This window comes from Flavobacterium sp. 11, assembly GCF_002754315.1.
GTDB lineage: Bacteria > Bacteroidota > Bacteroidia > Flavobacteriales > Flavobacteriaceae > Flavobacterium > Flavobacterium algoritolerans.
The window spans coordinates 3,440,886-3,457,648 of the sequence record NZ_PEFE01000001.1 but is presented as its reverse complement, the minus strand read 5'-3'; the positions used below and the strand labels follow the sequence as shown (position 1 = coordinate 3,457,648).

Below are 16,763 nucleotides of genomic sequence, written 5' to 3'. Positions count from 1 at the left end.
ATTCAAAAATCGTTAATCTTCAATCATAAATTAAAATTGCTCTCTTCCAGCAAAATGGAATGCACCTTCGATAGCTGCATTTTCATCGCTATCAGAACCGTGAACTGCATTTTCTCCAATAGAAGTTGCGTATGCTTTACGGATAGTTCCTTCAGCAGCTTCAGCTGGGTTTGTAGCACCAATTAAAGTTCTGAAATCTTCAACAGCGTTATCTTTTTCTAAAATAGCAGCAACAATTGGTCCTCTTGACATGAATTCTACTAATTCACCGTAGAAAGGTCTTGCAGCGTGAACTTCATAAAATGCTTGAGCATCAGCAATAGTTAATTGCGTTAATTTCAAAGAAACGATTTTGAAACCTGCATTAGTAATCATTGCAAGTATGTTTCCGATGTGTCCGTTAGCAACAGCATCAGGCTTGATCATTGTAAATGTTCTATTAGTAGCCATTTTTTTGTTTTTTAAATTTTGTGCAAAAATAGTATTTTTTTATTGATTATTTTTACAAATTCGGCATTCAAATAACCGTAATCTGATTAAAGTACAATAATATCGAATTTGTTGTCCAGTGGTTTGAGCTGTTCGATCAATGTTGGAATAATATTGTCGCCGTTTTCTAGGTAAAATTCTGAAAAATTAGTTTGACGTTCCTGTAAACTCTGGTTAGGAAATAATTCGTTTTGCAAGTCGGTAATGCGTTGTAAAATATCGCTTAACTTTCTTTTTTGTGCTTTCAGCAAGCGTTTCTCTAGATTTTCTAATCCTTTAATTTGTTTTACTTCCTGCGCTTTTACAGCTCCAATGAAGGATTCATCTGTTTTATTCGCTACTTCATAAAGCGCACTAAATTGTTTTTGCAATTGTTCTTTCAAATGCGTTAAATCGATTGGGAAATCCGAGAATTCTGTGGTTTTAGTATTTACTAAATCGGCTTGTTTTGAAAATAAATCTTTCCAACTCAAATTTAGTTTGTCTGCTTTTTTAGCTTGTTTTTCGGTAGCCAATAGCACAGAGTTTCTAAGCAACAGCATTGGGAAAGTTATTTTTGCTGCAGCAAAAAAGGATTTTAGTTCTAACCAATATGCGATTTCTCCACCTCCGCCGATGTAGCATAGATTAGGGAGAATCACTTCTTGATACAACGGACGCATTATCACGTTAGGACTGAATTTTTCAGGATGATTTTCTAAAAGTGATAAAATTTCACTTTCAGAAAACTCAATTTTTGTATGATTTACTTTGTAGGTATTGTTTTCAAAAATGATGCGTTCGCGTAAATTATCTTCAATATAAAACAAATTGATTTCACGAGGATTTACTTGAATGGTATAGTCTTTTAGTTTTTCGGCGGTTTCCAATACCAATTTATGGGAGGATTGATGAAGCAATTCTTCTTTTACAAAAGGAATGAAGTTGCGTTTCAAATCCTGATCATCTGCGTCCAAAATAACTAAACCATACGCACTAAAAAGTGCATTAGCCAAAAATCTAGTAGCATCGGCTAAATTATCATGATTAAGATAAGAATCTTCAAACAGTTTTTTGAGCGTATTTGCATTTGTACTGGAACCTAATTCCAGTGCGTATACTTCAAGGAAATCAGCTAAACCTTCAGTAGACAATCGGCCAACGGGACCTGTACTTTCTTTGTTCCAACGGAATTTTTTGCCTTTAAAATTAAAATAATTGATTTCTTCAAAATCATGATCTTCCGTTGCCATCCAATAAATTGGGACAAAATTTGAATCAGGATATTTCGATTTTAATTCGGTTGTTAAATTAATGGTCGAAATAATTTTGTATAAAAAATACAATGGTCCGCTGAATAAATTCAACTGATGACCAGTAGTAACGGTAAATGTATTGGAATTGGCTAAAGCGGCAATATTTTGATTTGTTAAAGCCGAATTTTCAACTGTAGCATATTGTTTTTGTAAAACAGAAACTAAAGTAGCTCTGGATGTATCATTAAAATTCGCTTTTTTCTCCTGAATTTGTGATCCAAAGTTTTGAAGATTCGGAAAATGATGGTATAAAGATTGAAGATTGCTTTTTTCCTCTAAATAATCATTCATTAAAGTAGAAAAATATCCTGAATTCTGATAGCTGATACAGTCGGTTGGCATGTTTTGAGTTTCTAAATTTGTCGCTAAAGTAAGAAAAAGTAAAGTTATGTTTTTTTGGTTTAAGATATGTTTAGGAAAATAGTAATTATCGCTTTAAAGTAAAATGACCTTTATATTCATTTCCATCAGTTCTGGTTGCAATAAACCAATAATCATCTGATGGCAGTTCGTGCCCATTCATAGTTCCGTTCCAAGCTCCATTTTGGATTAGTACTTTTAATAATTTTCCATAACGGTCAAATATTTTTACAGTCAAGTTGGTTTCTAGTTCTGAAAATTTAATATTCCAAGTGTCATTAAAACCATCTCCGTTTGGTGTGAAATATTTTGGATACATTAATAAAAAGACTGCATCAGTAGCTGTTCCACAACCATTTTTATCTCTGACATGTACAGTATATTCACCACTATACAATGCCGAAAATTGATTGCTATCCTGAAAAAGAATACCGTCAATTGAATATTCGAAATCACCTTCACCTGATGCAAAAACGGTGATTATATTCTCATTATCAGTCCAGTCTTTAGTTTCAATAGCTGTAATTGTTGCAATATTTGATTTTTTTACCTCAAAATTCTTTGTATTGGAACAAGAAATTGTACTGTAATTATTGGTTACTGTTACTGAAAAATTACCAGGATTAGATACCATTATCGATGGTGTTGTTTCTCCAGTTGACCATAAATAGCTGTCATAACCGGCATCTGCATGTATTATAATAGTATTGTTTTCGCAAATGGGTACAATGTCCTGAATTGAAATAATTGGTTTTGATAAAAGAGTTAATTTCAATTCAACAAGAGCATAACAAGGCGTATTCGAATTGATTCGAACGTAGATTTTGTTGTCACCTACGACTAAGTTGTAATTTAAAAAATTAGTGATTTGATTGGCAGCCAATTGATTTTCTGCTCCTGAACTAGTTGAATAATAAGAAAATGTATATCCTGAAGTATTTGAAATTAGCTTCGAATTATAGTCTGATAAATTTACTTTTTCAGAACCATCATTCAAATCATCACAAAATAATTCTTCATAATTATTTGCGGGCAAAGTGTTTATTAAAGTGATTGTAACAGCTAGTTTATTAGGACTTTCGCAGCTGTTTTCTGTTTGCGAAGCATAATATGTCTCACCATCTTGTAAAGGAGTTGAACTAGACAAAAGAACTCCAAGACTATTATACCATTTTATCGCAGTTCCTAAAACTACAATAGTATTTAAAGTTGGATTTTGACTGGAACAAAAATTTTGATTTGAATTTCCTGTTGGAGCAGAAGTATTTTTAATGTTAATTAAGACAGGAATTCTTTCGCTTTCGCAGCCATTAATGGTTTGCGAAGCATAATAAGTTGTGTTATTTTGTAATAAAGTTGTGTTCGTTAATAAACTTCCATTGGTCAAAGTATCATACCATTTTATGTTTTGTCCTGTAATTGAAATCTCATTTAAAGTTGCATTTTGTTGGATACAGAAGGTTTGAGGATTTGTTAATGTAGGTTTTGGAGTAAAATTTGTAAAAGGAATTAGTATAACTGTTGTAGCATTTGAAATACAGCCAATGCTGTTTTTTACTTTTACATAATATGTTCCAGGATCAAGATTTGATTGCATTGTATTTGTTTTCCAAGTAACTCCATTGTCAAAACTATATTCTGCGGCAATATCGGTAATTGTAATAGTTCCTTTAAGATTATTACAGTCTGGCTGAATAGTTGTAAATGCAGGATTTACTGGATAATCAGTTGGAGCATTAATTTTTACAGATAATGCTACAGACTCGCAACCGCTACTATTTTTAACCCGAACTAAATAGGTTCCAGCTGCTAAATTTCCTGAAATTGGATTGGTCGAATAATTTGCGCCATTGTCAAAACTATAGTGGTAAGCGGCACTTGTAATGGAAATAGAACCAAACGGATTACTACAACTCACAGGTTGAGAAACGTTTAAAGTTGGAGTTGAAGGTGCGTTTGGAGGTGTATTGATGGTTGCAGCATAGGCAATCGAAGGGCAACCATTTGTATATTTTATTCGGATTAAATAATTTCCTGGAGATAAACTAGCAGTATTGCTCGTATTCCAAGTTACACCATCATCAAAACTATATAGATTTGCAACAGTAGAAACCATAATGCTACCTGTTGATGATGTGCAACCAATAGGATTTGTAACCACAACTTGTGGTGCTGCTGGAATTGTGGGAGCAGCATCTATGGTAACGGGTGCGCTAAGAGAAATACAACCAGAATTATATTTAATCATTAAATTATATGTTCCTGGTGCTACATTGGATTTTGTGTTTGAAGTTCCAAACGTGATTCCGTTATCAAAACTATATAAATCGGCAACGGTATCGATGGATAGTAATCCTGAAAAGTTGGTACAATCTGGTTGACTTGCTTTGTAGGTAGGGGCTGGAAGTGCAGATAATGTTGAAATAGTGACTGTGGCAGCATCCGAAACGCAACCAGCTAAATTTTTAATTTTTATAAAATAAATTCCTGGAGAAAGATCCGTTTTTGTATTCGAAAAAACGTAGGTTAATCCATTGTCATAACTATATGTTGCAGCAGTTGTAGTAATAGTAATAGAACCTTTTGCTGAGCTACAATTCGGCTGGGTTGAAGTATGAGCAGGAGCAGCAATTGTAGTGCCTGAACTTAAATTTACAACTGTTGTTGATGATTCGCAACTATAAGAATTTGTTTTGATTTTAATAATGTACGTACCAGCTCCTACATTTATTTTTGTTGGATTTGTTGTCCAGCTGTTTCCATCATTGAAACTATAACTTAGTGCAGTTGTAGTTATAGTTATGCTACCGTCAGTTGCTCCGCATGAAGAGGGCTGAACAATCTGTACAGCGGGTGCTGGAGGAATGGCAGGCGGTGTATTAATATAGGCATAACTGCCGTAAGAGATACAACCTAATGTGTTTTTTATTACTATATTATAGGAACCGCCAGCTAGATTTTTCTTTATGGGATTTGTAGTCCAAGTTACACCATTATCAAAACTGTATTGATCTGCAATAGTATTTATTATTATAGTTCCAGAAGGAGAACTACAAGTTGGCTGAATGGAAGTTACATTTGGCGTGGGTAAATAATATTTATTAATGTAGTAGTATTGCGACTGTGATTTGCAACCAGTCGTATTTTTAATAACAATAGTATAGGATGATGATGTAGGATTAAGTAAAATAGGATTGGTAGTCCAAGTTGTGCCTCCATCAAAACTATACTGATCAGCAGGAGTAGTGATGGTAATACTTCCTCCATTTCCACAACTTGGTTGTATCACTTTTACATTTGGATTCGGAAGATAAAAAGGGTTAATGTATATTGGTATTCCATAAGATTTGCAGCCAGTTGCATTTTTTATAACAATATTGTAATATCCCGACGTTAGTCCAGAAAGGGTGGGGTTTGTTGTCCAAGTACTACCGCCATCAAAACTATATGAATCTGCAACTGTTGCAATAGTAATGCTTCCATTGGTACCGCAAGTTGGTTGGACGAATGTGAAATCGGGATTTGGCAAATAATATGGATTTAAATTTGTGTAAGTATTATAAGGATAAGAAGTACATCCAGCAGCATTTTTTACCACTAAATAATAAGAACTAGAATTAAGATTAGTGAAGACAGGATTGGTATTCCATGTATTACCTCCATCTATGCTGTATTGTGTTGCAGTAGTAGTAAAAGTTATGCTTCCTCCGTTTCCACAAGTGGGTTGTGTTGTTGTAAAAGTAGGATTAGGAAGGTAAAAAGTTTGAAGATTTGCAGAATTCGAGTTAGAAATACAACCTTGGGCATTTTTTATGGAAGGGTAATAATAGCCAGAAGAAAGATTGGTAAAAACAGGACTTGTAACCCAAGTTTGTCCATCTATACTGTACAAATCTGCAGTAGTGGTGATGGTGATGGAGCCTTTTGTACCACAAACTGGTTGAACGATCGTGTATTTTGGTGGTGCTAAATGAGCTGAATCCAAATAAACAGAAATATATTTGGATGTACAATCCGCTTTTTTTACCAATAGATAGTAATATCCTGGGCTTAAATTATTAAAAATAGTATTGGTACTCCAGGTTGCACCATAATCTATACTATAGTAATCTGCAGTGCTGTTGAATGTAATATTACCAATATTTCCGCAACTTGGATTAGTAACGGTATAATCTGGGTCTGGAAGACTAGGGTTATTAATCGGAATACCTATATTCTGTGATACGCATCCTAAACTATTTTTTATAGAAATGTTGTAATATCCATAAGAATTAATATTTGATAATGTAGGTGTGGTTCCCCAAGTATACCCCCATCAAAGCTGTAAAAATCTGCAATTGTATTTATTGCAATACTTCCTGCAGTAGTACAAGTTGGCTGAATGACAGTAAAAGTAGGCGCCGCTACATCTGGATTGTTTAAATAAACACCAGTTGGATAGGAAGTACAACCAATGCTATTTTTTATAATTATGTTGTAATACCCTGGAGGCAATGATTTATTATTGAGGGTTGTCCAAGTTACTCCATTGTCAAAGCTGTAAAAATCTGATAATGAATTAACAGTGATTTTTCCGTTTACACCACAGGTTGGTTGTTCTATGCTAATAATTGGTGGATATAAGTAAGGTTGATATAAATAAGCATAATTGGCAGCGCTAATACATCCTGCACTATTTTTTGCTTTTACGGGATAGTTTCCATAGGTTAAATTTGCTACGTTATTGCTAGTCCAAGTTACACCATTATCAAAACTATAGGAATCTGCAACTGTAGTAATAGTAATGCTTCCATTGCTTCCACAAACGGGTTGCTCTGTAGTATATTCAGGATAGGAATATTGAAAATCATTTAAATAAACATAGGTATAATAGGAAGTACAACCTAAAGCATTTTTTATTCCTAAAGAATAGCTTCCGGAGCTTAAATTGCTAATGGTGTTGCTTGTAACCCAAGTTGTACCTCCATCAAAAGTATAAAAATCTGAAATAGTATTAATGGTAATGCTTCCTGTTACATTACAAGCAGGCTGTATGGTAGTATAAGTTGGAGTTTCTAGTGTATTGCTACTAATAAGTACATTGTTGGCCGAAGAAATACAACCTTGTAAATCTTTTGTACGAATTTTGTAATTCCCTGGTGAAAGATTGGTGGCAGTAGCATAATTTACCCAAGTTACACCATCATCAAAACTATAATATGCAGATGGCGTCGTAATAGTAATACTACCTACATCCCCACAAAATAAAGGATTAGTATAGTTATAATTTGGATATGAAGTTGAGACAGCTGTAATGGTTACACTTTGAGCATAAGAAGTACATCCATTTATGGTTTTTATTTTCACTAAATACGTTCCAGGATTTAAATTACTCTTTGTGTCGTTTGTACTCCAAGTTGAACCATCGTCAAAACTATATTGTGATGCAGCTGAAGTTACTTTTATACTTCCTGTGGTAGAAAAACACGAGGGTTGAGTGATTTGCAAAATTGGCGAAACAGCAGTTTGGCTAGCTTCTATAGAAACACTAGCATCGCTACTGCATCCAAAAGAATCAGTAACAGTAACAGAATAATTTCCTGTCGAAGTTACTGCAATGCTTTGCGAAGTGCCTCCTGTACTCCATAGATAGGATGATCCTGAAGAAGCTGTTAATACAGTGCTTCCTGAACAAACATTTAAAATACCAGTAATATTTGCCGTTGGATTTCTTACCTCTAAACTTGCAGAAATTATTTTGTAGCAAGTGGCATCTTTACTCACTCTAACAAAAATAGAAGTGCTTGAACTTGGATAACTTGTAAAATTGGCAATTGCATTCAAGTTGGCTTCCGCATCATTGTAATTTTTGTAATAACTAAAACTTAAACCTGTAGTAGACGTTACCACCAAAGAATTTAATTTAGATAAATCAAAATTTTCACTCCCGTCATGACTTGCATCACATTGAGATATCTTTGCTGTTGTTACATTAATGTTGCAACTTGAAGTACAATTTAAAAAAGAAATATCCCAACCAGAATTCGCATCAGGATCTGTGGCCGAATTAAATGTAGTTCCGGCACAAGAAGTTCCAGAAATATCATAATCTACTTGTACTCCAACATTATAATTGGCATTGGTACTATTTGGAAAATCAGTGGCATTAAGTGTAAAACAAAACTTTTTATTTGTTGTGTCTAAGCTAGAGGTTGTAGATGTACTATAAACGGATACGTTATTACTGTTATAAACATTTAAAGTGATTTTTTTTACAGATGAAGAAATTCCGCCAGAATTAGGAATGGTATAATTTCCACACACGGAAATAGGTAAACTAGGGCAAACTTTATCCAAAGGATCTAGTTCTACAGATCCTTGTAAATTTTCTGTAGAATGCAGTAAGCAAATATCATCTACATACATATATCCGAAATGTCCACCCAATCCACATCTTGAAGCCATAAATTCCACGGTAAATTCTTCATTGTTAGGTATAGATGAAATATCCAGTATTCCAGATTGCCAATTGGCAGTATACAAAGTGACATAAGAAGAAGTTTGACTCGGAACTTTGGTGAAAATGCAATTTTTTTCGTCACCGACCAAACAAAATTCATTTACGACAACCCCGTTTTTATCTAAAATCCTTGCTTTTACAAATGCCTGATTGTCAGTGTGACTATTGTCATATACACTTTGTAATACTGCTTTGTAGTTGAATTTTAGATAATTTTCATTATTAGTTTTAAACCTTTTACCTTGAACAATAGAGCCATAAGTAGATGAGTTCTCATGATTAATTTTAAGGGCGTATTGATCGAATGCTTTTATATCTCCCATATAAGGATCAACTAAATTTGAAGATACACCAGTCGCCATAATATTCATATTATTAGGGTCATACCGATTGATGTATGAATTGGCGGTATTGGAAATAGATTGGCATTGCGTTGGTCCAGGAGGATCACCTATGGTATAAAGAAAATTCTTGAGGGAACTACTCCCACTGATAGTTTCATATTGTTCGAAACTTCCATTAGTGCACATTTCTACAGCTTGTTGTGTAGCTGTTGTTTTTAAATTCAGATTTACTTTTTTTAAATTCAGGATTTCTTTTTTCCTTTTTTCTTCCCTAATTTTCAAAAACTCGTTTTGCTCATCCAAAGTTTGAATTAAATGACCATTTTTATCTTCCAATAAAATTTTATTGGATGAGTTTGGATTTGTTTCTTGAGAAAAAACAACAACACATTGGTGAAATAAAATAAACAGCAGTAGGATTTTAAGCTTCATTGTGGGAATTTTGTACACAAAAGTAAATAAAAAATCAGGGTTTTAGCTTGAAAGATATTAATTTTTGTATGAATTTTATATTTGAAATGGTAAGTGTCAAAATGTAGAAATGACATTGTTTTTCGAGAGATTTAATTCAATTAATTACGTGATTAATTACGCAATTTTACTCGAATAACTGCAAGTTGTTTCTTTTGTTGAAAAACAATAATTATCCCTTATTTTTGCACAAAACTTATTTCTTTTGAAAACCAAATTATTCTTAATTACGCCTCCTTTTACCCAACTGAATACCCCGTATCCGGCAACTGCTTATATCAAAGGGTTTCTGAATACCAAAAATATTGCGTCTGTTCAAGCGGATTTGGGTATCGAAGTGATTTTGAAATTGTTTTCGAAAGAAGGTTTGCAAAGTTTATTTACCGTTGGAAGTTTAGAGTTTAAAGTTGGAGAAATCTCAGACAATTCTAAACGTATTCTCGCTTTACAAGATGAATATCTAAAAACGATCAATCCAGTTATTGCTTTCCTTCAAGGAAAAAATCCAACATTGGCACTTCAAATTTGTCAGGAGGATTTTTTGCCGGAAGCATCCCGATTTGCGCAATTGGAAGAACTCGATTGGGCTTTTGGAACTATGGGAACACAGGACAAAGCAAAGCATTTAGCTACATTGTACCTTGAAGACATCTCTGATTTTATAGTTGAATGTGTTGATGCTAATTTTGGTTTCAGCCGCTATGCAGAACGTTTGGGACGATCTGCGAATTCTTTTGACGAATTGTATGAAGCCTTGCAACAAGAACCAACCTACATTGATAATTTACTTCTTTCGATTCTAAAAGAGAGAATAGAAACTATTCAACCTACATTATTCTTGATTTCGGTTCCGTTTCCAGGGAATTTATATTCGGCTTTTCGTTCCGCCCAATGGGTGAAAAAAAATTATCCTAATATTAAAATTTCAATGGGCGGTGGTTTCCCGAATACCGAATTGCGTTCGCTTTCGGATGCTCGAGTGTTTGAGTTTTTCGATTTCATTACATTGGATGACGGTGAAATGCCAATTGAAGAGTTAATTTCCAATATTGAAAATAAAGATTACAATTCCTATAAAAGAACTTTTCTGTTGGAAGAGGGGAAAGTAGTTTATAAAAATAATTCTCTAAAACACGATTACAAACAATCGCAAGTGGGAACTCCCGATTATTCTGATTTGCTTTTGGATAAATACATTTCGGTTATCGAAATTGTGAATCCAATGCACCGAATGTGGAGTGACGGACGCTGGAATAAACTCACTATGGCGCACGGTTGCTACTGGGGGAAATGTACGTTTTGTGATATTTCTTTGGATTATATAAAAGTATATGAGCCCGTTGCGGCCAATTTATTGTGCGACCGAATGGAGGAAATGATTGCTCAAACGGGCGAGAACGGATTTCATTTTGTTGATGAAGCGGCGCCTCCAGCTTTGATGCGCGCACTCGCACTCGAAATCCTTCGCAGAAAATTAGCAGTGACTTGGTGGACGAACATTCGATTCGAAAAAAGTTTTACTAAAGATTTATGTTTACTTCTAAAAGCATCTGGTTGTATAGCAGTTTCTGGCGGACTCGAAGTGGCTTCCGATAGATTATTAAAACTGATTGACAAAGGCGTAACTGTCGAACAAGTGGCGAAAGTCACCCGAAATTTCACCGAAGCTGGCGTTATGGTTCATGCCTATTTGATGTATGGTTACCCTACGCAAACCATTCAGGAAACCGTGGACAGTCTGGAAATGGTTCGTCAATTATTTGAAGTAGGTGTATTACAATCCGGATTTTGGCATCAGTTTGCGATGACCGCGCATAGTCCTGTTGGCTTGTATCCAGAGAAATTCGGTGTGATAAAAGAAACCGAAGCGATTGGAGCTTTCGCCAATAACGATATTAATTATACCGATTCCACAGGAATCGATCATGATAAGTTCAGTTTTGGACTCAAGAAATCCTTATTCAATTTTATGCACGGAATCTGTTTTGATTATGAGTTGCAGGATTGGTTTGAGTTTAAAATTCCAAAAACTAAAATTTCCCCTGATTTTATTTTTGACGCTTTGCAAGAAGACGATGATTTCAACATCAAGCCTACAGCAAAAATCGTTTGGTTAGGCGGGAAGCCATTTACAGAACATTTTACCAAATCCAAAAAAGGGAATTCTTGGGAAATGATGACTTTGACTTTCCATGATAAAAAAGAAAGTTTCAGTATTCAAACGAATAAAAAGGAAGGGGAATGGTTGGTAGAAATGTTACAGAAAATCTCTGTTTCGAATGCTAAAATTTATAATTACCAAGAAGTTAAAGCTGATTTCGAATCACATCTGGAGGACTTCGAATTGTTTTGGTACTCCAAACCAATTAAAACTCTTAGAGAATTTGGATTATTAGTGTTATAAATTTTTCTACCTAAACTATACCTATTTAGCATAAAACTTAATTTTAGCTTTACGAAAACGTTTTCTTTTACTTATTTTTACGATTCTAAAATAGAAACAAATGAGTATTGGTTATAAAGTTAATGTAAACGACACTTTTCATTTTGATTTGGAAAAGGAAAGTGTTTCACAACTGGATGCAGTTCGTGTGGAAACGAATAAGTTCCATATCTTACACGAAAACACTCCTTATCAAGCGGAAATCATCACTTCTGATTTTCTTCAAAAAAACTACACCGTCAAGGTAAACAACAACACGTATACCGTTGCCATTTCAAATCCTTTGGATATTTTGATTAAGGAAATGGGATTCGAAACGGGACTTACCAAACAAGTCAATTTTATCAAAGCACCTATGCCCGGATTGATTCTAGAAATCAGTGTTGTGGTTGGTCAAACTGTAAAAGAGAATGACAACCTGATTATTTTGGGTGCCATGAAAATGGAAAACAGTTTTCTTTCTCCGCGAGATGGCGTTATCAAAACCATTTCGGTAGTGATGGGAGATGCCGTGGATAAAGGACAGTTGTTAATTGAATTCGAGTAGAGATAAAAGATACAAGATAAAAAGAACCAAGAATTTATATTTCTTTGCTCTTGCAGCGAAGCGGTCTTTATTCTTTTAGTCTTATTAAATATGAAAAAAATATTAGTTGCCAATAGAGGGGAAATCGCCATCAGGGTGATGAAAACCGCACAAAAAATGGGCATTAAAACCGTGGCAGTTTATTCTACTGCCGATAGAAATGCACCGCACGTAAAATTTGCTGATGAAGCCGTTTGGATTGGAGAAGCCCCTTCAAGTCAATCCTATTTATTGGGAAGTAAAATCATAGAGGTTGCGAAATCTTTAAACGTAGACGCCATTCATCCCGGTTATGGTTTCCTGAGTGAGAATGCTGATTTTGCTGAAGAAGCAGAGAAAAACAACATTATTTTTATTGGTCCAAAGTCGAAAGCGATAAAAATCATGGGAAGTAAACTAGCGGCAAAAGATGCCGTTAAGCAATACAATATTCCAATGGTTCCCGGTTTTGACGAAGCCATTACTGATGTCGAAAAAGCAAAAGTCATTGCCAAGGAAGTTGGTTTTCCTATACTGATTAAAGCTTCTGCAGGAGGTGGTGGAAAAGGAATGCGTGTGGTAGAAAGCGAAGCTGATTTCGAATCTCAAATGGATCGTGCCATCAGTGAAGCAATTGCTGCTTTTGGAGACGGTTCTGTTTTTATCGAAAAATATGTTGGCTCGCCAAGGCATATCGAAATTCAGGTGATGGCTGACAGTCATGGTAATGTGTTGTATTTATTCGAAAGAGAATGCAGCATCCAGCGTCGTCACCAAAAAGTGATAGAAGAAGCGCCTTCTTCCGTTTTAACACCGGAATTACGTAAAAAAATGGGTGAAGCTGCTGTTTTGGTGGCTAAATCCTGTGATTATTTAGGGGCTGGAACCGTTGAGTTTTTATTGGACGAAAATAATAATTTCTACTTCTTGGAAATGAACACGCGTTTGCAGGTTGAACATCCCGTTACAGAATGGATTACTGGAACCGATTTAGTCGAACTGCAAATAAGAGTGGCAAGAGGAGAAGCATTGACAATCAAACAAGAAGATTTGAGAATAAAAGGACACGCGATGGAATTGCGTGTGTATGCTGAAGATCCGATGAATGATTTCCTACCGAGTGTAGGGCATTTGGATGTGTATCAATTACCTGTTGGTGAAGGAATTCGTGTGGATAATGGTTTTGAGCAAGGGATGGATATTCCCATTTATTACGATCCGATGTTGGCCAAATTAATCACTTATGGCGAAACCCGTGAAGAGGCTATTCAAATTATGATAAAGGCTATTGAAGACTATCGTGTGGAAGGTGTGCAGACAACGTTGCCTTTCGGAAAATTTGTTTTTGAACACGAGGCGTTTCGTTCCGGAAAATTTGACACGCATTTTGTAAAAAACTATTACAATGCCGATGTGTTGAAAAAACAAATGGAGCAAGAAGCTGAAATCGCTGCTTTGGTAGCGTTGAAACAGTATTTTGAAGATCAAAAAATCGTACGCTTACTACATTAAAATAATGGTTTTAAATAAAATCAGCGAATTAGCGGTTAAAAAAAGAATAGTATGAAAGACAAAATAAGTACATTAAACGATAAAATTGCCGAAGCTCATTTAGGTGGAGGTAAAAATAGAATAGCAAAACAACATTCGAATAAAAAGCTAACGGCAAGAGAGCGTGTTAATTATTTGATGGATGAAGGTTCATTTGAAGAAATTGGGATGCTGGTAACCCACCGGACAACTGATTTTGGAATGGAAACTGAAATGTATTATGGCGATGGAGTCATTACTGGATACGGAACCATAAACGGGCGATTGGTTTATATTTTTGCACAGGATTTCACGGTTTTTGGTGGTTCATTATCCGAAACCCATGCTGAGAAAATCTGTAAAATTATGGATATGGCAGTCAAAATGGGTGCGCCAATGATTGGATTGAATGATTCTGGTGGAGCACGTATTCAGGAAGGTGTTCGTTCTTTGGGCGGTTATGCCGATATTTTTTATAGAAACGTACAAGCTTCGGGAGTAATTCCACAAATCTCGGCTATCATGGGGCCTTGCGCTGGTGGAGCTGTGTATTCTCCAGCCATGACTGATTTTACGATGATGGTTGAAGATACCAGTTACATGTTTGTAACAGGACCAAATGTGGTAAAAACCGTAACCAATGAAACGGTAACTTCAGAGGAATTAGGTGGTGCAAGTACGCATTCTACTAAATCTGGTGTCGCGCATTGTACCTCGACCAATGATGTGGAATGTCTGGAAGATTTGAAACGCTTGTTGAGTTATTTGCCACAAAGCAATAAAGAAAAAGCACACAATTTACCTTACGAACTAAATGATGAAGTTCGAACCAAATTAGCAACGATAATTCCCGATAATCCCAATAAACCGTACGACATGCACGAGGTGATTGGTGGAATTATTGACGAAGATTCGTTTTTTGAAATTCATAAAAATTATGCCGAAAATATCCTTATTGGCTTTGCCAGATTGGGAGGAAAAAGCATTGGGATTATAGCGAACCAACCGATGATTTTAGCGGGTTGTCTCGATGTGAACAGTTCGAAAAAAGCAGCTCGATTTACCCGTTTTTGCGATTGTTTTAATATTCCGTTATTGGTTTTGGTGGATGTACCGGGATTTTTACCGGGAACCGATCAAGAGTGGAACGGAATCATTGTTCATGGTGCGAAATTATTGTACGCTTTAAGCGAAGCAACCGTACCGAGAGTGACCGTAATTACACGTAAAGCTTATGGAGGTGCGTATGATGTAATGAACTCGAAACACATTGGTGCCGACATGAATTTTGCTTGGCCAACTGCCGAAATTGCGGTGATGGGAGCCAAAGGAGCCTCTGAAATTATCTTCAAGAAAGAAATTAACGAAGCCGAAGATCATGAAGCAAAACTCCTAGAAAAAGAAGCTGAATATGCTGATTTGTTTGCGAATCCTTACACAGCAGCACAACGCGGTTTTGTAGATGAGGTAATCTTACCGCAAGACACCAGACGCAAACTGATAAAAGCATTTAGTATGCTCGAAAATAAAGTTAGTGTGACTCCGAATAGAAAACACGGAAATATTCCTTTATAGTATTTTATAAGAATTGAAAAACCACCTTCATCAGGTGGTTTTTTGATTTATTGTAGTTTGTATTTAAAGTTTAAAAAACCGGTAGGTGTTTTTTTTAGTATAATTTGACATTTTGTATCTTTCGCAGCTGACTAAAAAAATTAAACTAGAATTAGATTAAAAAACAACTAAATGAAATACAACAGATGTGGAAAAAGTGGTTTGTTACTGCCACAAATTTCTTTGGGATTATGGCATAACTTCGGTTCAGTGGATAGTTTTGAAAATGGAGAAGACATTGTCAAAGCAGCTTTTGATGAAGGAATTACCCATTTTGATTTGGCTAATAATTACGGTCCGGTTCCGGGTTCAGCAGAAACTAATTTTGGAAAAATCCTAAAGAATAATTTCCGGGGAAACCTACGTGATGAAATCGTGATTACTACTAAAGCCGGTTACACTATGTGGGATGGTCCTTATGGCGACTGGGGTTCCCGTAAATATTTGTTGTCGAGTTTAGACCAGAGTTTGAAGCGCATGAATCTGGAATATGTAGATATTTTCTACTCGCATCGTTTTGATCCTGAAACGCCTTTGGAGGAAACCATGATGGCTTTGGATTATGCCGTGCGAAGCGGAAAAGCATTGTATGCGGGGATTTCGAATTATAATACGGAACAAACTAAGGAAGCTACTGAAATCTTGAAACGATTGGGAACGCCTTGCTTGATTCATCAAGTAAAATATTCGATGTTTGTGCGAGAGCCTGAAGCGGGATTGCTAGATGTTCTCGAAGAAAAGGGAGTGGGTTGTATTGCTTTCTCGCCTTTGGCACAAGGACTTTTAACGGATAAATACTTGAAAGGGATTCCAGAAAATTCAAGAGCTTTTAATCCAAATGGTCATTTAAAAACAGATGAAGTTTCAGAGGAAAGAATCCAAAAAATCATTCAACTGAATGCTATTGCACAACAAAGAAATCAATCATTGGCACAAATGGCTTTAGCTTGGCTGTTAAAAGATAGCCGAATCACTTCTGTTTTGATAGGTGCCAGTTCTGTTGGTCAATTAAAAAATAATATTGACAGTTTACAAAATCTGGATTTCTCTACAGCCGAATTATTTGAGATTGAGAATATTTTGAGATAGTTAGAAAAGTTTGAACGAAAAGTGAAAATAAATATTTTGTAGAGCCAGAAATCAAGGTTTGATG

The 16,763-nt window shown here is 35.4% G+C and carries 9 protein-coding genes; 5 read left to right on the top strand and 4 right to left on the bottom strand.

From position 1 onward, the window contains the following. Positions 1–30: 30 nt before the first annotated feature. The 4 genes from CLV00_RS14965 to CLV00_RS14950 form a co-directional block, all read right to left on the bottom strand. Positions 31–450, bottom strand: coding sequence for a nucleoside-diphosphate kinase (locus CLV00_RS14965; RefSeq protein WP_091259031.1), 420 nt, complete (start codon positions 448–450; stop codon positions 31–33). A gap of 86 nt (positions 451–536) precedes the next feature. Then, entirely contained in the window at positions 537–2,126 is a 1,590-nt protein-coding gene (bshC, locus tag CLV00_RS14960) for a bacillithiol biosynthesis cysteine-adding enzyme BshC (protein ID WP_099715933.1), read from the bottom strand. 85 nt (positions 2,127–2,211) lie between these two features. Continuing rightward, complete coding sequence (locus tag CLV00_RS14955) at positions 2,212–6,129, bottom strand: T9SS type B sorting domain-containing protein (RefSeq protein WP_143394900.1); 3,918 nt, start codon at positions 6,127–6,129, stop codon at positions 2,212–2,214. Between the two features lie 257 nt (positions 6,130–6,386). After that, entirely contained in the window at positions 6,387–9,419 is a 3,033-nt protein-coding gene (locus CLV00_RS14950; protein WP_099715931.1) for a sialidase family protein, read from the bottom strand. A gap of 244 nt (positions 9,420–9,663) precedes the next feature. On the opposite strand from CLV00_RS14950, the gene CLV00_RS14945 reads away from it, so the two are divergent. From CLV00_RS14945 to CLV00_RS14925, 5 genes are all read left to right on the top strand, one after another. Continuing rightward, complete coding sequence (locus CLV00_RS14945; protein WP_099715930.1) at positions 9,664–11,862, top strand: radical SAM protein; 2,199 nt, start codon at positions 9,664–9,666, stop codon at positions 11,860–11,862. Positions 11,863–11,962: 100 nt separating this feature from the next. Continuing rightward, positions 11,963–12,448, top strand: coding sequence for an acetyl-CoA carboxylase biotin carboxyl carrier protein subunit (locus tag CLV00_RS14940; protein WP_099715929.1), 486 nt, complete (start codon positions 11,963–11,965; stop codon positions 12,446–12,448). Between the two features lie 90 nt (positions 12,449–12,538). Further along, complete coding sequence (accC, locus tag CLV00_RS14935) at positions 12,539–13,978, top strand: acetyl-CoA carboxylase biotin carboxylase subunit (protein ID WP_099715928.1); 1,440 nt, start codon at positions 12,539–12,541, stop codon at positions 13,976–13,978. Positions 13,979–14,029: 51 nt separating this feature from the next. Beyond that, on the top strand, positions 14,030–15,571 hold the full coding sequence (locus tag CLV00_RS14930) for an acyl-CoA carboxylase subunit beta (protein ID WP_099715927.1): 1,542 nt from the start codon (positions 14,030–14,032) through the stop codon (positions 15,569–15,571). 171 nt (positions 15,572–15,742) lie between these two features. Next, positions 15,743–16,699: an aldo/keto reductase gene (locus CLV00_RS14925; protein WP_099715926.1), complete on the top strand. Its 957-nt coding sequence runs from the start codon at positions 15,743–15,745 to the stop codon at positions 16,697–16,699. Positions 16,700–16,763 lie beyond the last annotated feature (64 nt).